This window comes from Gymnodinialimonas sp. 57CJ19 (assembly GCF_038396845.1).
Lineage (GTDB): Bacteria > Pseudomonadota > Alphaproteobacteria > Rhodobacterales > Rhodobacteraceae > Gymnodinialimonas.
Map to the genome: position 1 here is coordinate 1704392 of NZ_CP151587.1, position 18970 is coordinate 1723361.

The 18970-nt window shown below is 61.4% G+C and carries 16 protein-coding genes; 5 read left to right on the plus strand and 11 right to left on the minus strand.

The annotated features are described in order from the left end of the window. Positions 1-809: 809 nt before the first annotated feature. Positions 810-2825, minus strand: coding sequence for an RNA polymerase sigma factor RpoD (rpoD, locus tag AADW23_RS08345; protein WP_341864305.1), 2016 nt, complete (start codon positions 2823-2825; stop codon positions 810-812). 94 nt (positions 2826-2919) lie between these two features. Next, on the minus strand, positions 2920-4881 hold the full coding sequence (gene dnaG, locus AADW23_RS08350; RefSeq protein WP_341864046.1) for a DNA primase: 1962 nt from the start codon (positions 4879-4881) through the stop codon (positions 2920-2922). Positions 4882-5024: 143 nt separating this feature from the next. On the opposite strand from dnaG, the gene AADW23_RS08355 reads away from it, so the two are divergent. After that, positions 5025-5489, plus strand: a complete 465-nt coding sequence (locus AADW23_RS08355) for a hypothetical protein (protein WP_341864047.1) — start codon at positions 5025-5027, stop codon at positions 5487-5489. 25 nt (positions 5490-5514) lie between these two features. On the opposite strand, the gene AADW23_RS08360 is transcribed toward AADW23_RS08355, so the two are convergent. From AADW23_RS08360 to AADW23_RS08375, 4 genes are read right to left on the minus strand one after another with little or no spacing between them, the layout of a single operon-like run. After that, on the minus strand, positions 5515-6051 hold the full coding sequence (locus AADW23_RS08360) for a sarcosine oxidase subunit gamma (RefSeq protein ID WP_341864048.1): 537 nt from the start codon (positions 6049-6051) through the stop codon (positions 5515-5517). Then, positions 6044-8974, minus strand: a complete 2931-nt coding sequence (locus tag AADW23_RS08365; protein ID WP_341864049.1) for a sarcosine oxidase subunit alpha family protein — start codon at positions 8972-8974, stop codon at positions 6044-6046. The genes AADW23_RS08360 and AADW23_RS08365 overlap by 8 nt, the downstream gene beginning before the upstream one ends. After that, positions 8971-9234, minus strand: a complete 264-nt coding sequence (locus tag AADW23_RS08370; protein ID WP_341864050.1) for a sarcosine oxidase subunit delta — start codon at positions 9232-9234, stop codon at positions 8971-8973. The genes AADW23_RS08365 and AADW23_RS08370 overlap by 4 nt, the downstream gene beginning before the upstream one ends. A gap of 13 nt (positions 9235-9247) precedes the next feature. Continuing rightward, positions 9248-10501, minus strand: coding sequence for a sarcosine oxidase subunit beta family protein (locus AADW23_RS08375; RefSeq protein ID WP_341864051.1), 1254 nt, complete (start codon positions 10499-10501; stop codon positions 9248-9250). A gap of 394 nt (positions 10502-10895) precedes the next feature. Here AADW23_RS08375 and AADW23_RS08380 point away from each other — a divergent pair, with 394 nt between their 5' ends. Continuing rightward, a complete protein-coding gene (locus AADW23_RS08380) occupies positions 10896-11102 on the plus strand; it encodes a hypothetical protein (RefSeq protein ID WP_341864052.1) in 207 nt (68 codons plus the stop codon). 34 nt (positions 11103-11136) lie between these two features. Here the strand turns inward: AADW23_RS08380 and AADW23_RS08385 are convergent, their stop codons facing one another. From AADW23_RS08385 to AADW23_RS08395, 3 genes are read right to left on the minus strand one after another with little or no spacing between them, the layout of a single operon-like run. Continuing rightward, the gene (locus AADW23_RS08385) at positions 11137-11691 is read right to left on the minus strand and encodes a hypothetical protein (RefSeq protein WP_341864053.1); all 555 of its coding nucleotides are present in this window, start codon (positions 11689-11691) and stop codon (positions 11137-11139) included. Between the two features lie 12 nt (positions 11692-11703). Further along, the gene (locus tag AADW23_RS08390) at positions 11704-12246 is read right to left on the minus strand and encodes a TadE/TadG family type IV pilus assembly protein (RefSeq protein WP_341864054.1); all 543 of its coding nucleotides are present in this window, start codon (positions 12244-12246) and stop codon (positions 11704-11706) included. Beyond that, on the minus strand, positions 12243-14096 hold the full coding sequence (locus AADW23_RS08395) for a Tad domain-containing protein (RefSeq protein ID WP_341864055.1): 1854 nt from the start codon (positions 14094-14096) through the stop codon (positions 12243-12245). The genes AADW23_RS08390 and AADW23_RS08395 overlap by 4 nt, the downstream gene beginning before the upstream one ends. 272 nt (positions 14097-14368) lie before the next feature. Here AADW23_RS08395 and AADW23_RS08400 point away from each other — a divergent pair, with 272 nt between their 5' ends. Beyond that, positions 14369-15802, plus strand: a complete 1434-nt coding sequence (locus AADW23_RS08400; protein WP_341864056.1) for a Glu/Leu/Phe/Val dehydrogenase — start codon at positions 14369-14371, stop codon at positions 15800-15802. 195 nt (positions 15803-15997) lie between these two features. On the opposite strand, the gene AADW23_RS08405 is transcribed toward AADW23_RS08400, so the two are convergent. After that, positions 15998-16507, minus strand: coding sequence for a hypothetical protein (locus AADW23_RS08405; protein ID WP_341864057.1), 510 nt, complete (start codon positions 16505-16507; stop codon positions 15998-16000). An 88-nt stretch (positions 16508-16595) separates the two neighbouring features. On the opposite strand from AADW23_RS08405, the gene AADW23_RS08410 reads away from it, so the two are divergent. Next, the gene (locus tag AADW23_RS08410) at positions 16596-17507 is read left to right on the plus strand and encodes a pirin family protein (RefSeq protein ID WP_341864058.1); all 912 of its coding nucleotides are present in this window, start codon (positions 16596-16598) and stop codon (positions 17505-17507) included. A 40-nt stretch (positions 17508-17547) separates the two neighbouring features. Here the strand turns inward: AADW23_RS08410 and AADW23_RS08415 are convergent, their stop codons facing one another. Then, positions 17548-17919 (minus strand): hypothetical protein, encoded by a 372-nt coding sequence (locus AADW23_RS08415; RefSeq protein ID WP_341864059.1) that lies wholly within the window; start codon positions 17917-17919, stop codon positions 17548-17550. Positions 17920-18034: 115 nt separating this feature from the next. Between AADW23_RS08415 and AADW23_RS08420 the strand changes: the two genes are divergently transcribed. Continuing rightward, the gene (locus AADW23_RS08420) at positions 18035-18793 is read left to right on the plus strand and encodes an alpha/beta fold hydrolase (RefSeq protein ID WP_341864060.1); all 759 of its coding nucleotides are present in this window, start codon (positions 18035-18037) and stop codon (positions 18791-18793) included. Positions 18794-18970 lie beyond the last annotated feature (177 nt).

The following is an 18970-nucleotide window of genomic DNA, read 5'->3' on the forward strand; positions in this document are numbered from 1 at the left end:
GGGGTGCTCAAGCTTGAGCAAGGGCTTAAGCTGTTGATATAGTTTAATAAGTGTATTTTCGCTAACGTCTTGTTAGTTTATTCGCAGCTCGCGTTCCGGCATCCGCACGATCACCATGCCTATGCCTGCCTTTCCGTCATCGCTATGGAGGGGGCAGTCAGGGGCCAAAAGCGCCCAAGTGTCGTGAGTGGCCTTAGAGGGTTTCCAGTTGCGTTTAACGGTTTTGACCGGGGCGCGCCCTGGGTTTGCCTGTCGTAGGGACGCCGGAGACGGGTATTTTGAGCCACAGTAGGTGAGGATGATGCCGTGCGGTGAGCATTCTTGCGTGGGCGAGGCGGAGCTTCATTCCCTCTGTGGCAGAGACGCATCCCGGGCCAAGGCCCGGTCTACGGATAGCGCGTGAAGGCGGGCAAGCGCTCGTCCGGGGCCTACGACCTTAATGCTGGGTGATCACAAAAATTGCTCGACAGGAACAAGCCTGAACGTCTCAAAAGTCTACCAATTGAACGTGAGGCACGCAGCTTGTTGCATGCGCAATTCGGGCCAGCCGCCGTGTTTCTCGAGAGCATTTTCAGACGGCTTGATTGATCCAGCGCCGAGTTCAGCTTTGGTAACAATCATAGAAGCACAATCAGGAAGCCCATTTGTTTGGCAGTGGTCCCGCACCAAGTCCAGAGCAGGCCCCATCAACCGATGCTGGCCCGCGCGGCCAGTCGCAGAGGCCATGTCACTATATGTCCAAATGAAACGACCCTGCTTCGCCCCCTCACGGTAGGCAACAAGGATTGCGTCTGCCCACTCTAAGTTGGTCACTGATCCAAGAAGCTCCGCAACTTCCGGCTCCGGCTTGGGTGCTTCAGCTTGCGCAGAGCCTTCGCCTCAATCTGCCTGATTCGCTCCCGCGTCACAGAGAACTGCTGACCGACTTCCTCAAGCGTATGGTCGGTGTTCATGCCGATGCCGAAGCGCATGCGCAGGACGCGTTCTTCGCGCGGGGTGAGGGAGGCCAGAACCCGTGTGGTGGTCTCTTTCAGGTTCTCCTGAATGGCGGAGTCCAGCGGCAGGACGGCGTTTTTGTCCTCGATGAAGTCGCCGAGCTGTGAGTCTTCCTCGTCGCCAATCGGCGTTTCCAGAGAGATCGGCTCTTTGGCGATCTTCATCACCTTACGCACTTTTTCGAGCGGCATTTGCAGCTTCTCGGCCAGTTCTTCCGGCGTCGGCTCGCGGCCGATTTCGTGCAGCATCTGGCGACCGGTGCGGACCAGTTTGTTGATCGTTTCGATCATGTGGACCGGGATACGGATCGTGCGGGCTTGGTCGGCGATGGAGCGGGTGATTGCCTGACGGATCCACCAGGTCGCGTAGGTGGAGAACTTGTAGCCGCGGCGGTATTCGAACTTGTCCACGGCCTTCATCAGGCCGATGTTGCCTTCCTGAATGAGATCAAGGAATTGCAGGCCGCGGTTGGTGTATTTCTTGGCGATGGAGATCACGAGGCGCAGGTTCGCCTCGACCATTTCCTTCTTGGCCTGACGGGCCTCTTTCTCGCCTTTTTGGACCTGATTCACGATGCGGCGGAATTCGGGGATGTCGAGGCCGACGTATTGGCCGACCTGGGCCATGTCGCCGCGAAGCTCTTCAATCTTGTCGGTGGAGCGTTCCAGCAGCGCCTGCCAGCCGCGCCCGGACTTCTGCGACATGCGGTCGAGCCAGGTCGGGTCCAGTTCCTGACCTTTGTATTCTTCCACAAACTCACGACGGTTGATGCGGGCCTGGTCGGCCAGCTTCACCATGGACGAGTCGATGGACATGATGCGGCGGTTGATGCCGTAAAGCTGGTCCACCAGCGCCTCGATCCGGTTGTTATGGAGGTGCAGCTCGTTCACCAATTCGACGATTTCCGAGCGCAGATGCTGATATTCGGCCTCTTCCGCCTTCGAGAAGCTGTTGTCTTCGTTCAGCGTCGCAGACAGGCGGCTGTCCTGCATTTCGGACAGTTTGATGTAGTCATTCGCGATCTGGTCCAGCGTGGCGAGAACCTGCGGCTTCAGCGCCAGTTCCATCGCCGCGAGGGACATGTTGGCCTGTTCGTCCTCATCATCGTCGTCGTCTTTGGCGATGGGGTTGCCGTCGGCGTCAAGCTCTTGCGCGGGCTCTTCCTTCTTCGGGGGCGGGGCTGCGGCGGCGGCGGCAGCGGCCGTGGGCGTGGTGGAGCCGACGCCGGCGGGCACGACGGGCGTGTCGTTGTCATCGCCCATGGTGCGCCCGAAGGTGGTGTCGAGGTCGATCACGTCACGCAGAAGGATTTCTTCTTCGACAAGTTCGTCACGCCAGATGGTGATGGCCTGAAACGTCAGGGGGCTTTCGCAGAGGCCCGCGATCATCGTGTTGCGACCGGCCTCGATGCGTTTGGCGATGGCGATTTCGCCTTCGCGCGACAGCAACTCGACGCTGCCCATCTCACGCAGGTACATGCGGACGGGGTCATCGGTGCGGTCGAGTTTTTCGGTCTCGGTCGCGGCAACGGCCACTTCACGAGAGCCTTCTGCGGTGACGAGTTCACCGGCGGCTTTGTCGTCGTTTTCTTCGGCTTCGTCATCTTCGATAATGTTGATGCCCATTTCCGACAGCATCGACATCACGTCTTCGATCTGCTCGGAGCTGACCTGTTCAGGCGGCAGCACGGTGTTGAGCTGGTCGTAAGTGATGTAGCCGCGAACGCGGGCCTCCGCGATCATCTTTTTGACGGCGGCTTGGCTCATATCCAGGCCCATTTCGGGCTCGTCGCCCTCTGGCTTACGATCGTCGGTGTCTTTGGCCATTATCGTCTACCCCTTTGGGCTTGGATTACATCGGGCGCGGCCCGAATCACTTCCGTCTATTGCCATACCTTAAAGCGAATCACTGATTCGGGTAGGCCTAGACGCCTTTTTTCTTGCCCTGTCCCGCGGTCGAGAGCAACTGGTGGAACGCGGAACGTGCTTCGTTGGTCTCGCCAAATTGTTCAGCGTTATCCTCACCCTTCGGGTTTTGCGCGGCATGTTTGCCCCGCAACGCTTCGTTCATGCGGTAGGCCAGCGCCGGGTCTCCTTCGTCGGGAACCGAGGCCACGTCCTGGCTGGCTTCCAACATCTCATCCTCTATGGCGCGGGTTGCGGCGAGTTTGGCGAATTCTTCGGCCAGACATTCTTCGGCACGAAAGGAATCACCATCGCCGATCAGGAAGGGCGTAATCGCCAGATGGGAAAGACCCAGAAGGCTTTCAAGGGCGGGCGCGAGGGGAGAGGCATTTAATTCGTCCAACAGGGTCGCCGCGTCACGGGTCTGGGTGCGCAGAAGGTGCGCCGACAGCCGCGCGTGATCGGGGTCGCGCGGGGTCAGGCGGTCGAGCCGGTCTTCGAACACGTCAATCAGCTCGGGGAAGCGAATGCAGGTGGCCACGATCAGCCCGGTGCGCAGACTTTCCCCGCTGAGGGCACCGACACGGGCACGGGTGGCGGCCAACGGCATCTGCGCTTCGGCAAAGCCTCGGCCCTTCCAAGCGCCGCCCTTTTTCCACGCCCCTTGGCCCTTGCCTTGCTGCCAATTGGATTGCTGCGGGCGAAACAGCGCCCCGCGGAGTTCAGCGATGGCGTCGGCATAGTGGCGGCGCAGGCCGGGGTCGGTGATGCGCTGGAGGGCTGTGCGCAGGCGACCATCGAGGGCGGCGCGGCGCTCAGGGCTGTCGAAGACCTGCCCCTCGGTCTCGCGTTGCCAAAGCAGCGTCACCATCGGTTGTGCCTTGTCCAGCAAAGCTTGCATCGCGGCGGCCCCTTGGGCGCGGATCAGATCGTCGGGGTCCTGACCTTCGGGCAAGATCACGAAGCGCAGGCTTTTGCCGCCTTCCAGAAGCGGCAGCGCCAGATCGACCAGACGCATGGCGGCGCGAAGGCCCGCCTTGTCGCCATCAAGCGCGATGATCGGCTCGTCGGTGATGCGCCACATCAGGCGCAGCTGATCCTCGGTAATCGCGGTGCCAAGGGGGGCCACTGCCGCGCCGAACCCGGCTTTCACCAAGGCGATAACGTCCATGTAGCCTTCGGCCACGATCAGCGGCTGGCCTTTGCCTGCCGCCTCCCGCGCGGGGCCGTGGTTGTACAGCGCGCGGCCCTTGTCGAACAACGGCGTCTCACGAGAGTTCAGGTACTTCGCCCGTGCATCCGCCGCCATGGCGCGGCCGCCAAAGCCAATGCAGCGCCCGCGGGCATCGCGGATCGGGAAAATAATCCGGTCGCGGAAGGCATCATAGGGCGCGCGGCCGTCGTCGGGGCGGGTGGACAGACCCGCAAGGATCACGTCCTCTTCCGCCATGCCCTTGTCGATCAAGGTCTGATGAATGCCTTGGCGCGCGTTGGGGGCAAAGCCGATTTCGAAGCGATCAAGGGTGGCGGCGTCCATGCCACGGCCTTCCAGATAGGCGCGGGCGTCAGAGGCGGCCTGGGTCTTCAGTTGCAGGCGGAAATGCTGAACCGCCGCTTCTGTCACCTTCGCCAGTTCCGTGTTCTTGTCGGCCTTCTGCTGTGCGCGCGGGTCACGTTCGGGCATTGGCATCCCGGCTTCAGCAGCAAGGATTTGCACGGCCTCCATGAAGCCCACATTCTCGGTTTCCTGCACGAATTTGAACATATCGCCTTTGGCCTGACAGCCGAAGCAATAGTAGAAACCCTTGCGATCATCGACGTGAAAGCTGGCGCTTTTTTCCTGATGGAACGGGCAGGGCGCCCACATGTCGCCCTTGGCCTGATTGGACTTGCGGTTGTCCCACATCACCTTGCGGCCCACCACCTGTACGATGGAGGTGCGGGTGCGCAGTTCGTCTAGGAATCCGGGGGGCATCGACATGGCCCTAATATCGGAGCGCGGGGGCGGGAAGTCTAGCCACTGAACGGCCCTATTGGTTAACTCTGGGCGGGCGCTCGGAAGTTTCACATTTGTGGCGTATTCCAGTCTAGCTGCTGCCGATTTGGGCTGTCATGTCATGGGCCATGACTTCGAGCTTTCCCATAGCCACAAGGTTGGCCCAATACCTGCGCGACGAAAACGGCGCGGTCACGGTTGATTATGTCTTCATGACCGCCGCCGTGGTCGGAGCAGCCTTCGCGACAATCACCGCGTTAAGCGGCGGGCTGGAGGACATCTCGAACGAGATCGTTTCCGAGTTAACCGATTCAGAGCTGATTTTCATGACACAGAACTTCGGGCGCGACCGCCGGACCGTTCTGATGGAGGGCACGAGAGAGTTCTTTTCGGCCAATGCCATGGGCAACCGCTATGATATCTGGAGCGACCCCGAGCGGAAGACCGACGCGCAGGTTCGCAACGCCCACCGCACGTGGTCGCGCCGCATGGCCGACCCCGCTTATTCTCAGCCGGCCCGAGCCGCCGATCTGGTGCGTATCTTGGAGTTTTCCTTGGACGCGCGGCATCTGGAACCCCACGACAACATCTAGAGCGCGGCTTCCCGAGCCACTTCCCTTATTGCGCGGCTTCCCGAGCCGCGACCATAACCATAGTTCGTTGCATTTCATGGGCCGCCGAGGCCGCCATGGAGCGGAACACCATGACCTCAAAACGGTCAGCGCTTCGGCGGATCACCACGCAATTCATATGTCCCAGCAATGTGCGCGCCGTATCGCCCACGGCAAAGGCCGTGTCGCGCAGATCGATGGGAAGCATCCGTGCCAGCACGTCTTTGGCTTGCGGGCCGTCCAACACGCAGCAGGCCCATGCGCTGGATTGATCCGATAGCGCCGCCCCGGTGATCGGCTTCAGAGTTTTCCCCAACACCATCGCCTGACGCGGTCCGGTCCACACGGCGGCCCCATTGATCTTTCCCGGTTCGGGGAACGCCGCGCCGATCTGCTTTTCCAACGCCTTGGACACGGCCGCGTCCTTGCCCTTGGCGGGCGCAACCCATGTGATCGTGTCGTAGCGGGCCTCGGACAGGGTCAGGGATCCGTGGGATATCGGAAGCAGCCCGTCGAAGGGCGTTTTCGGGGTCAGTTTAGCCACGGGCACGCCCTCCTTCAGGGTCAAAGAACACAGGGTCGCAGATTTCGACCTCTGCGGTGACGCCGCGCATATGGTCCACCATTTTCAGGTGATGGCCGGCCCGGTTCGGCCCGTCGCGCAAGAAACCCAGTCCGATGAAATGCCCCAAGGTCGGAGAGTATCCGACAGAAGTGACGTAGCCCTGGCTGTTTTCGCGCGTCAGCGCGGCGTCGGCGTCAAACAGATGCGCCCCAGAGGTGAGTTCCTTGACCTCCCCCACCGGTTTGAGGCCGATGAGGCGTTCGCGATTGGCCTCCAGAAGGCCCGGACGGGTGGCGGCGGCCTTTCCGATGAAGTCCTTTTTCTTCGACATCATGCCCTGCATACCCACATCGAAAGCGGTCACACGCCCGTGGATTTCCGAATGGGTGATGAAGCCCTTTTCAATCCGCAAGACGTTCAGCGCCTCCATCCCGTAGGCGCCGCCGCCCAAAGCCTCGGCCCGGGCCACAAGATCCCGGTAGAGCGCATCGCCATAGCGGCTTGGCACGGCGATTTCATAGGCGTGTTCGCCCGAGAAAGAGATGCGGAAGAGGCGGGCCTTGATGCCATGGGCGGAGACCACGCCGCATTGCATGAAGGGGAAGCTGTCGTTGTCGATCGGCTGGTCGAGCACGCCGTTCATCAGATCCCGCGCCAGCGGCCCCGCGACCGAGAACTGCGCCCATTGTTCGGTGACCGAGGTGAAGGCCACGTCCAGATCGGGGCGCAGGACCTGCGCCGCAAACTCCATATGCGCCATGACTTGCCCCGCCGCAGCGGTGGTGGTTGTCATCACGTAATGATTTTCCGCAAGGCAAGCGGTGGTGCCGTCGTCCATCACATGGCCGTCTTCACGCAGCATCAGCCCGTAGCGTGCCCGGCCCGGTTTCAGGGCGGAGAAGTTGTTTGTGTATAAGAAGTCAAGAAACGCGCCAGCGTCTTTGCCGAAGATCTCGATCTTGCCTAGGGTCGAGACATCGACCACCCCCACAGCATTGCGGACCATGGCGACTTCCCGGTCGCACGATTGCCGCCAATGGGTCTCGCCCGGTTGCGGCATGTAGGAGGCGCGATACCAAAGCCCGACCGAGATCATCGGCGCGCCCCGGCTACGCGCGGCCTTGTCAGAGGTGGTGAAGCGTTCCGGCGCGAAGCCTTTGCCTTGGGCGCCGGCCCCCATGGTGGCGAGGGCGACGGGGGTGAAAGGCGGGCGATAAGTGGTGGTGCCAGTCTCGGGGATACCCTTGCCGGTTGTGTCCGCCAGAATGGCCAGCGCGTTGATGTTAGAGGATTTCCCCTGATCGGGGGCCATGCCTTGGGTGGTGTAGCGCTTCATATGCTCCACCGATTTGTAGCCCTCGGCGGCGGATTGCTTCACGTCCTTGGTGGTCACGTCATTGGCAAAGTCGAGCCACGCGCGGCCCTTGCCGGGCACGCTCCAGAGCGGCTCGGTCGCGCCTGCGGCGCTCTCGGCTTGGGGCAGGTCGGGCTTGCGCACGCGCTTTCCAAGCGCTTTCACCGCCGCTGACGCGGCGTCGATGCCGTCACTCAGGCACCCTTCGGTGCCAAACGTGCCGGCGCAGGCCCCTGCGGGGCGCAGGCCGGGGATGGCATCGGGTTTGGGGATAAAGGCATGGATCGCGTCGTCCCACACCGGGCGCGCACCCGTGTGGCAGGTGAGGTGGAGCGTCGGGTTCCAGCCGCCGGACATGCCGAGGCAGTCGGCCTCCAGCTTGATGTCAGCGCCGCCGCTGCGCACCGTGATCGCTTGCAGGGCCTTGCGGCCCTTGGTGCCGGTAACCTGCGCCCCGGCCAGAAGGCGGTAATCGCCCAAGGCTTGCGCATCGGGCCGGTTGTCGATCACGGCGGCCACGTCAACGCCGGTTTCCTGCAACTCCAGCGCGGTCTTATGGGCGTCATCGTTAGTCGCGAAGATCGCCACGCGTTCGCCGGGGCTGACGCCGTAGCGGTTGACGTAAGTGCGGATGGCCGAGGCCATCATGATGCCGGGGCGGTCGTTATTGGGGAACGCGATGGGGCGTTCCAACGCGCCTGCGGCCAGCACGGCTTGGCCCGCACGGATACGCCAGAAGCATTCCTGCGGCAGATCGGGTGTTGCGGCGCGGTGGCTGCCGACCCGTTCCACGGCGGCGAAGGTGAGCCCGTCGTAGACGCCGGTGGCCGTGGTGCGGGTCATGATACGCACGCGGCCGGTTTCCTTCAGCTTCTCGACCGTTTCCGTGACCCAAATGTCGGCGGGCAAGCCATCAATGATGTCCCCGTCCGACAACAGACGCCCGCCCAGATCGGCGGTTTCCTCGACCAATATCACATCGGCCCCGGAGCGCGCAGCGGTCAGTGCCGCCATAAGCCCCGTAGGGCCGCCGCCGATCACCAGCACATCGCAAAAGGCAAAGGCGCGTTCGGACTGGTCCGGGGTGGGGGCAAGGGTCATGCGGCCCAGGCCTGCGGCCCGGCGGATGACCGGTTCGTACAGGCGTTCCCAGAAGGCACGGGGCCACATGAAGGTTTTGTAGTAGAAGCCCGCGGTCAGGAAATTGGGCAGCAGATCGTTGACGCTGAGGGCGTCATACCCAAGCGGACCCATGTGGTTCTGGCTGGTCGTCTCCAGCCCTGCGAAGATCTCTTGCACCGTCGCGCGGACGTTGGGGAGCATGGCGTCGCCCGCGCCCACCTGGATCAGCGCGTTGGGTTCCTCGGACCCGGCGGTGAGCACGCCACGGGGGCGGTGATACTTGAACGAGCGCCCCATCAGCTTCACGCCGTTGGCCATCAGCGCCGAGGCGACCGTGTCGCCCTTGAACCCCGAATAGGGCGTGCCGTTGAAGTGGAACCTTACGGGGGCAGAGCGGTCAACCAAGCCCTTGTTATCAAGCCTCATGTTCTGGACTCCGATGCCAGACGTGCGCCAAAAATCTCGTGGGTGATGTTATCGCGATCCACGATCAACCAGGAACTACAGCCGCCTTGATGATACCAAAGCTCCTGGGTGCGCCCGGCGGGGTTTTCGCGGTTGTGGATGAAGTCGTCCCACGCGTCGGACCAGACCTCGCCTTCCGGGCGGTCGGCGCCCAGGGCATGGCCTCGGACAGTGAATTCCCGCAGGTCGCGGTCGCCGCAAAGGGGGCAGGGGATAAACATATCTAGCGCCTCCTCAATGTAGGTTATGTTGGCTGCCGGTCGCTTCTTCATCCAACAGGCCACGGCCCGTGTTGAAGCGATCCAGACGGTGCTTGGTGGCGGCGGGGTGGGGCTGGCCCGTGGCCATCAGATGGGCAAAACAATGGCCCGAGGCAGGCACGGCCTTGAACCCGCCATAGCACCAGCCACCGTTGAAATAGAGCCCGTCGACATGGGTCTTGTCGAGGATCGGAGAGCCATCGGCGCTCATGTCCATGATCCCGCCCCAGCTTCGCAGCATCTTGGCCTTGCCGATCATCGGCATCAGGGTCATCCCGGCTTCGACCACATGCTCTGCCATGGGCAGGTTGCCGCGCGCGGCATAGCTGGAATAGAAATCCAGGTCGCCGCCGAAGACCAGGCCGCCCTTATCGGATTGGCTGATGTAGAAGTGGCCCATGCCATAGGTGATGACGTTGTCGATGGTGGGCTTGAGCCCCTCGGTCACGAAGGCTTGCAGGACGTGGCTTTCGATCGGCAGGCGCATCCCCGCCATGGCCGCCACCTGGGAAGATCGCCCGGCCACCACCATGCCGACCTTCTTGGCGCGGATCGCGCCGCGGGTTGTCTGCACGCCGCGCACGGCGCCGTTTTCGATATCTATCCCGGTGACTTCGCAATTTTGTATGAGATCAACGCCGCGCTGATCCGCACCGCGGGCAAAGCCCCATGCCACGGCATCGTGGCGGGCGGTGCCGCCGCGCGGGTGATAGAGGCCGCCGAAGATCGGGAACCGGGTCTGTTCAAAATCAAGAAACGGCGCGTGTTTCCGCACGCCTTCACGATCCAGCAGCACCGCGTCGTCACCTTGGTTTGCCATCGCATTGCCGCGACGCGCATAGGCATCGCGTTGCCCGTCCGAGTGGAACAGGTTGATGATTCCGCGCTGCGAATGCATCACGTTGTAGTTGAGGTCTTCTTCCAACCCCTCCCACAGTTTCATCGAGTGGCTGTAGAACTCGGAGTTGCCGGGCAGCAGGTAATTGGCCCGCACGATGGTGGTGTTGCGGCCCACGTTGCCGCCGCCCAGATAGCCCTTCTCCAACACCGCAATGTTGGTCAGCCCGTGCTCTTTCGCCAGATAATAGGCCGTCGCCAGACCGTGACCGCCGCCCCCGATGATGATGATATCGTATTCGGGTTTCGGATCAGGATCCCGCCAAGCGGGTGTCCAACCCTTGTTGCCTGTCAGGCCTTGCCAAAGCACCTGAAGCCCAGAATAGCGCATGGCGTCTCCGATCGCTCACCTTCGTTTCGACGGCACGTTACGCCCGGTGAGAGGCAGAGGGAAGGTCTGACGGCGACATTAAAAGAGAAGTCGGCGACGGAGCGAAAAATTGGGGTGGGACGGGGGCTGACCATCGTTTCTGTCGCACGGGAGGCTGGCTTGGAGCCTACCTTGACAGGTTTCGGCAACGCACCCAATGTCTGTGAGTGAAGCTGCCGGCGTTGTGCGGATAGGCGACCAATCGACACCAGATGAAGCACGAAGCATTCCGATGAAAACCCGCTTTCCACGCCCGAGAGATAATGAACCTTTCGCCTGGGGGTTGTCCGGCTCTGAACCGGTTGAGATTTGGGAACGATTCTCCCCCGCTTATGAGGCCCAACTGGAAAGATTGATGGTCGCCCTGAGCGAGCTTGGTTTCACCCCCGCCATTGGCGGCTCGGGTTCCGAAGACGGTGAATATGTCCGGGCTGAATACAACGATAACGACCGTATCGTCTTTTTCCATCACCTTGAGGACCCCGCAGACGCGAGGTTCCTGTCCTCCCTCGATGAAGGGGCCTTGCGCCGTTGGATCGTCGAGAGCTGGATAGATCGTTAGGGCAGGCGTTCCGTGCAAGGAACGCGCTTGCGCCTTAACTTGACGGCGGTGTCATGGCGTCGTCGTAGGGCACCTGGCCGGCATAGCGGGGGCGGGTCAGGGTGAAATTATCGAACGTCAGGTCATTGATGGCGATGTTGAAGGCGGGGTCATAGTCGACGAAGCTTTCAACCAAAACGACGCGCTCGCCGTTGGCCATATCGGGGAGGCGATCCTCCACGGCGGCGAGGTTGGCCGTGTAGAGCTGCGCCTGCGTTCCGGTGCCATGGCTCCAGTCGACGCGGTAATCGCCAGAGGTATCGCGCAGGATTTGCGTCACGCGCATTTCGACGCCATCGGTGTCGCGGATCATCGACTCGAGCATGGCTGCCATGCCCTCGATGTCATACCCGTAAACCGTTGAGGTTTGGCGAGAGATCAGGTCCGCAATCGTAAAGGTCGCTTTGATCGACGTGTTGTAGACGCGGTAGGCATCGAAGAAGGCAAATGTGCCGACCCAAGCCCATGTCAGCATCGGGAACACGATCACGGTTTCCAGGGAAACGGCGGCGGTGGTGTCTTTGAGGTAGTTTGTAATAAGGCGTTTCATCGCTCTTGTCCCTCAATTCGGTTCGTTCACGAAGATGGTTGAAGCCATCATGTGCATACCGCCGGACTCGTCCCGCGTCAGGTTCAGACCAAAGCCCGAGAAGGGCAGAATACGGTCAACGATCAAGCAGGTGCGGATCAGCAGGAAATCGTTGTCGGCCCCAACCTGGAATTCGTTGTCAGGGGCGATGACGATATCGTTGCCACGGTTTGCGCAGACTTCATTATTGGAGGGCATGTCGTAAGACGTGCGGTCGATCAGCTGCAGGTCGATGGTCAGTAGCGTTTCGCAGTTCGGCAACAGGTTGGTGTTGGCGCACATGGTATCGCGCACCGTGTCGGCGTCGGTGATGACGCCCTGGGCCAAGCGCAGCACCCGAACGGACATGTCCAGAGTGCGTTCCAGCATGATCTGACGGGTCAGGATCATCGCCGTTTCAAAGGCCGCAATGAAGACGATCATCAGAAGCGGGAAGACGATGACCAATTCCAGCGTCGCTGTGGCGGTCTCGTCCTTCCAGAATTCGCGGATCTGGTATCGCAGGGGCAACATCATTGGATCAACCGCAGCTGGTTGATGGTTCGCGCGATCGAGGCGAAGGCCTGTGAAATCTCGATCCCTTCCACGTCGTAGTAGTGGGCGTCGGACGAGGCACAGTAGCGCATCACTTCCTGGCCGCCCGATGGGGCCTCGAACCCGATAGAGAAGACAACGATGCCAGCGGCATTGGCCGCATCACAGATGGCCCGCAGGTTCGTGTCGGCTTGGGTTCCGCCGGCCGATAGATAGCTGGGGGAGGCGACCGCGTTGTGCAAACGCCAGTCGCCATTGGCGCGGGCCGGTTCTTCGTACCATTCCTCCGAAATCCATTCAGCAGTATGTTCCGCAAACAGATCCGCCCAGGCCAGAACCCGGCCGTCCAACACATCAGCGACGCCGTCGTTGTTGCGATCCGGGTCAAAGGCGTTGTGGCGCAGCGTGTTCCAGTCGTCCACGACTTGCAGGTCGCTTAGATCAAGCATCCCGTAGGCGGCCCATCCCCCAAAGGGTTCATTCGACCAGATGCCGTTGGCGTCACGGGGATCACCCAAGGGAATCCAGAACTGGTTTTGTGGCTCCCACCAGACCGAATACCGGTCGTCCGAGGTAGAGTTGCTTACGCCTTCATGAAGGAAGACCTGCGAATAACCCTCGCGGAAGCCCATGTAGATGGCACCCGCTTCCGGCACCACGGAAGCACCGGTTTCCGGCGTGTAGATCAAACGGTTATCGGTTGCCATCCAGACATCGCGCAGGTCGTACTGGTTGGTGTTTTCGCCGTCAGTCATCATCACGACAACTTTGATCGTTTCATCATCCAGCGTCGTGTTCGGGTCATTGTCGCGGTAGGGCGCGGGGCGATCGCCGAAGTCAGCGTGGACATTGTTTGATGCGATAAGCCCATCCACCGCGGGGGCGGCTGTGGGGTCCAGAAGACCGACGGCCCAGTTCACCCCCACGTCAATGGCCGTCCATCCCCCGGAGTTCAGCGCGTTGATATGGGAATGCAGAACGTCCTCGCGGTATTCCCAAGGCAAGATCGCGGCGTATTCGTCAGTTTGGCAATGGGGGCTGCTGAAGGAGCGGTCATCGTCTTCCCGGTTCCTGTCCCAATGGGCGATCCGGCGGATCGGTTCCGCAGGATCAATCACGGTCGTGGCGAAATCATCCGCGCCGAAACGGGCGCAGTTGGAATAGTTGTGCGTGTCCTCAAAGGCGAAAACGCTGTCGATCAGATCGCCGCCGTTTACCCGCCCGTTATAGGGAACGATGGAAACGGAGACGAGAAGCTCGTTGTTGACGTTTTCATTGGCGTTGAGAACCTCGGTCACGAAATCCCGCGCGGCGGGGCGCATGTTCGTCATGCGGTTGTTGGACCCCATGGAACCCGAGATATCTAGGACCATGGAAACCTCGATTCGGCGCACACGCTCTTCCGCGGCGCCAATCGCGGGCGAGGTCATGACCCGCACCCCAAACATCTGCATGAACAGCGACCGCACTTCGAGTTCCGCGTAAGCGTGTACCCGGCGGAAGTTGATCCCTTCATCGACGCGCACATCAAGGCGGTAGCCTTCAATGCCCGCAATGGAGAAGTAGTCGCGAACAACGCCTTCCGGATCGTAGGGCTGTGTCAGAGAGGCGGCCGCCAGAACGGCGCGGTCCAAGGTGTACTGAAGTTGGGTGCGCTGCGTCTCGTACCGCATCACGTCAATCGCAATGCCGCTGGCGCCAACCATCAAAACAAAGAGCATCAAGGCAAAGGCCGTAATCGTCCCGTCCTCGCGCTTCATGAATCGCGAAGGGGCCAGACGGGCGGCAATCGCCCCGGCAGAACTTTGCATTTTGTGGAAAAGGCTGAACATGCCTTTACTCCCAATCAAAAAAATACCGATCCATGGGCAAGACCCACGGCACCGAGGATCGTTGTCCTTTCAAAGCAAGGCAGAAATGCGGCAGAGACGTGGAGTAAACGGGTTCTTTACGAAATTCTTATACGAGGATTCTCGGGGCCGGAGTAACGCGTGGTTGCACTATGACCGTTGTTGTGGCCTTCTGAATATGGGTGCGCGCGGCCCCCGCGGCACCAGTGTTTACAGGCGTGATGTTTGTAGACCAACGCGAAGGGAGACGCATTATGACGACCAACCGGGCAGAGCCCAGTTTCCGACAATCCGTTGATTTGATGTTCAACCGCGCAGCGGCGCTTTTGGAGCTTCCACCGGGTCTGGAAGAGAAGATTCGCGTTTGTAATTCCACCTATACGGTGCGGTTCGGGGTGAAATTGCGCGGGGAAGTGCGCACGTTTACCGGCTACCGCTCGGTCCATTCCGAACATACGGAACCGGTGAAAGGGGGCATCCGCTACTCCCTTGGCGTGAACCAGGATGAGGTAGAGGCGCTGGCCGCCCTGATGACTTACAAGTGCGCTTTGGTGGAGGCTCCGTTTGGCGGCTCCAAGGGCGGCTTGTGTATCGACCCGCGGGAATACGATGCCGATGAGCTGGAAAAAATCACCCGCCGCTTCGCCTATGAGCTGATCAAGCGCGACCTGATTGATCCGGCCCAGAACGTCCCCGCCCCGGATATGGGGACGGGAGAGCGGGAAATGGCGATCATGGCCGACCAATATGCGCGGATGAACACCACGGACATCAATGCACGCGCCTGTGTGACGGGTAAGCCCCCCCACGCCGGCGGTATCCAAGGCCGGGTAGAGGCAACGGGGCGCGGTGTGCAATATGCGTTGCAGGAGTTCTTCCGCCACCCCGAAGACGTCGCCAAGGCGGGGCTTAGCGGGTCACTGGATGGCAAACGCGTGATCGTGCAGGGCCTTGGCAACGTGGGCTACCACGCAGCGAAGTTCCTGAGCGAGGAAGACGGCAGCATTGTCACCCACGTGATTGAACGCGACGGGGCCATTCACAACGCCAATGGCATTGATATCGACGATCTGCGCCATTGGATTGCGGAGCATAACGGCGTGAAGAACTATCCCAACGGGAGCTTCCATGAAAATGGGGCAGCGGCGTTGGAAGAGGCGTGCGATATCCTTATTCCGGCTGCGTTGGAGGGGGTGATCAACCTCGACAATGCCGCCCGGATCAAAGCGCCGTTGATTATTGAAGCCGCCAACGGCCCAATAACGGCAGGGGCGAACGATATCTTGCTGGAGAAAGGGGCGATTATCATCCCCGACCTTTATGCCAACGCGGGCGGCGTGACGGTGTCCTATTTCGAGTGGGTGAAAAACCTGAGCCATATCCGTTTTGGTCGGATGCAACGGCGCCAGGAAGAGGCGCGCCACCAGTTGATCGTTGATGAGTTGGAGCGATTGGATAAACACTTGGGCGGCGCGTGGTCGATGACGCCGGACTTCAAGCAGAAATACCTGCGCGGCGCCGGAGAGTTGGAGCTGGTGCGCTCGGGTCTGGATGACACGATGCGAGAGGCCTACGCCGCGATGCGGAAGGTCTGGTACGAGCGCGACGATGTGCACGATCTGCGCACGGCAGGGTTCCTTGTGTCGATCAGCCGGGTCGCGTCGAGCTATCAGGCGAAAGGGATCTGAGGCGCGGACGTCGCGTCTGGATGACCAACCTGTGCAAAGGGGGCGCTGCCCCCTCTGCGCATCCATGGGATGCGCAACACCCCCGGAGGTGTATTTGCCAAGATCAAGAAAGGAGCGGCGCGCCTGCAGCGATGGGGCGCCTTGTCTGGAAGCGGCGAGGAGGGGGGGGGAGCCCCCGAGGAGCCGTCTGAGTGGTTAGATGTCTTGGCCGCTTTGGACCTGCATCACGATCATCATATCGGCGACGTTCTTGCCGTCCTGGCGCGCGGTGACACCGCCCACGGCCAGTGTTCTCCCCCAGCGCCACCAGACGCCTGGCGCATAGACTCGGGGGGCATGGGGCTCTTTCAGGCGGACAAGGAAGCCGCTGGCGGGTTTGAACGCGAAGGCGCCGCGGTCCACGCGGGCCACGTTGTCGATGGTGCAAAGGACGCGGCCGCCGACCTCGCGCAGTTCCGTACGGGTAAGCTCAATGGTTTTGCGGCTGGCCTGCCACATCGCGTAGCCCAACCAAAAGCAACCGGCGCCGAAGAACACGAGGAACAGCATGTAGCTGAAGTACTCGGGCGGGCGCAGGGCGGCGACGGTCCAAACGACGACGGCGAGCGATACGACGAAGCCTACGGCCACGCCACGGCGCAGGGGGCGCGGCTCGATCGTGGCCAGAACCTCGTTGGGGTCAGTCTTCTTATGTTTACGCGCCATTGCACACCTTTCGTGCCGTCGTGCGTAATAGACGACGGCTTTGCCCGGTCCTATCTATGCTGCACAATTGCCGCAAGGAGGCTGATCAATGTCCATTCGTCCCATTCTAGAGACTCGCCCGGCGCAAGCCACGATGGAAGGCGCAGGCGTTCATCTTCATCGTGCGTTTGGGTTCCAAGACCCGAGCGAGTTGGACCCGTTCTTGTTGTTCGACGATTTCCGCAATGATGATCCGGCCCTTTATGCCAAGGGGTTTCCCTGGCACCCGCATCGCGGGATCGAGACGATCACCTATGTTCTGGAAGGCACGGTCGCGCATTCCGATAGCCTTGGCAACTCGGGCGAGTTGGGACCGGGGTCGGTGCAGTGGATGACGGCTGGGTCGGGGATTTTGCATCAGGAAATGCCATCGGGCAATGCCAAGGGGCAGATGCATGGGTTCCAGCTGTGGGGCAACCTACCGGCCGCAGACAAGATGACAGCGCCGCGATATCAGGACATTACCGGTTCCGATATTCCCGAGGTGACCGATGATGATGGCGTGAAAGTGCGCGTTATTACCGGCGCGTTTTGGGGTCAGCGTGGGCCGGTCGATGGGATTGCGGCGGACCCTCAGTATCTGGATATTTCGGTGCCGCCGGGGGTGAAGAAGACCTTCAAGATCGACACTTATCGCCGGGCCTTTGCCTATGTGTTTCAGGGGGCAGGAGCGTTCGTCGATGCCTCGGGTCCGCAAGGGGTATTGTTGGAAAAAGAGGTGATGGGCGAAGAGGTTAACATCCGCGACATGTCCGGCAATCGCACCTTGATCCGGTTCGGCAATGGCGACGAGGTCACGGTGCAAGCGGGAGAGGAAGGCGTGCGTTTTCTGTTGATCTCCGGCGCGCCGATCGAGGAGCCCGTGGCGTGGCACGGACCAATCGTGATGAACACCCAGGCCGAGTTGCAGCAGGCGATGCGCGACTTGAACAACGGGACGTTTATCAAGCCCGCCCATTAACCCAAGCAAAGGCGCGCGGCTTGGAAAAAAGCGGCGCGCCTCAGGCGGAGCCGTACCATTGCGCGACGGCCAGGCCCACGCCGATCACGACCAAGGCGCGGAAGCCGATTTCTGCGGCAAGAATGCTGCGCCGTTGCGCGGCGCGGGCGCCGGGGCGGTGGCGAGACAGGCTGTTGCGGATCGTGTCGGCGGCCCGTTTGGTTTGGGCGGGATCGGTGCGTGCGGCGAGCTTTGGGTTCGCCATTCGGGGCTCTAACGCCACCAGTTCTTGCGCCGCCGCGCGGGCCGGCGCCGGCAGCAATCGCCCTGCTTTGCGGACCGCTCTGGGGAAGGTTGGCGCCCGCACCGACAGGCGCTCTGCCATCAGGTCGCGCAATTCCTCTGTCACTTTTCGGTAGCCCGCCTGATCCATAGAATCGCCTCTCCCCACGCAATCTATGCAAAATCTACGGCGTAGGCCCCGGCCTCTCAACCCCTGGGGCCCTCATGGCTGGCATTTCGCGCCAAGGGGCCGTAACTCTGGTTCCATGTTGGAAACCTACACTTTCGGCGACGATGCCGCCCTGCCTCCGGTTCTGATTGCCCATGGCCTGTTTGGGTCTGCCCGCAATTGGAACGTCATTGCCAAGCGCCTGTCCGAGACGCGCCGTGTTATCACTGTGGACATGCGCAACCACGGCGCCAGCCCTTGGGTCGCCCCCCACAGCTACCCCGCGATGGCAGGCGATCTTGCTGAAGTCATTGAACAATTCGGCGGACAGGCTGACGTAATTGGCCATTCCATGGGCGGGAAAGCGGCGATGATGCTGGCCCTTCAAGCGCCTGATGCGGTGCGCAAATTGGTCGTCGCGGACATCGCGCCGGTGGCTTATGGGCACACGCAACAGGCTCTCATCGACGCCATGCGCACGGTGGACCTGGAGGCCGTCGAGACCCGAGGCGACGCGGACCGCCAACTGGCGTTGGCGGTGGAAGAGGCGGGCGTGCGCGCCTTCCTGTTGCAGTCATTGGACGTGCGCGGAAAACGCTGGCGGTTGAACCTGGATCAGTTGGAAACGGACATGGCGGCGGTGCTGAGTTTTCCTGAGGTTGCGGGCACTTTTGAGGGCCCCGTTTTCATGCTGTCGGGCGGGGCGTCGGACTACGTTTTGCCCGAGCACCGTGCGCGGGTGAAGACGCTTTTCCCGAAGGCGCGCTTCGCGAAAATCCCCGAGGCGGGACACTGGCTCCACGCTGAAAAACCGCGCGAGTTCGAGGCGGCCTGTGAGGCGTTTTTGGCCGCGTGACACCTGTGCACAGTTTGTACACACCCCGTACACCGCTGGATGTTGGTGGGGTTTGGGGTGAGCGGCGTCTCGGAAACGGTCCAGTGGACCGTTTCAGCCGCGAACGGGCGGAGCCCCGGGGCGTGTGAGAAAGCTGGAACATCGATTGGGATCGCCGCGTCCGAACCGACGGGGTGG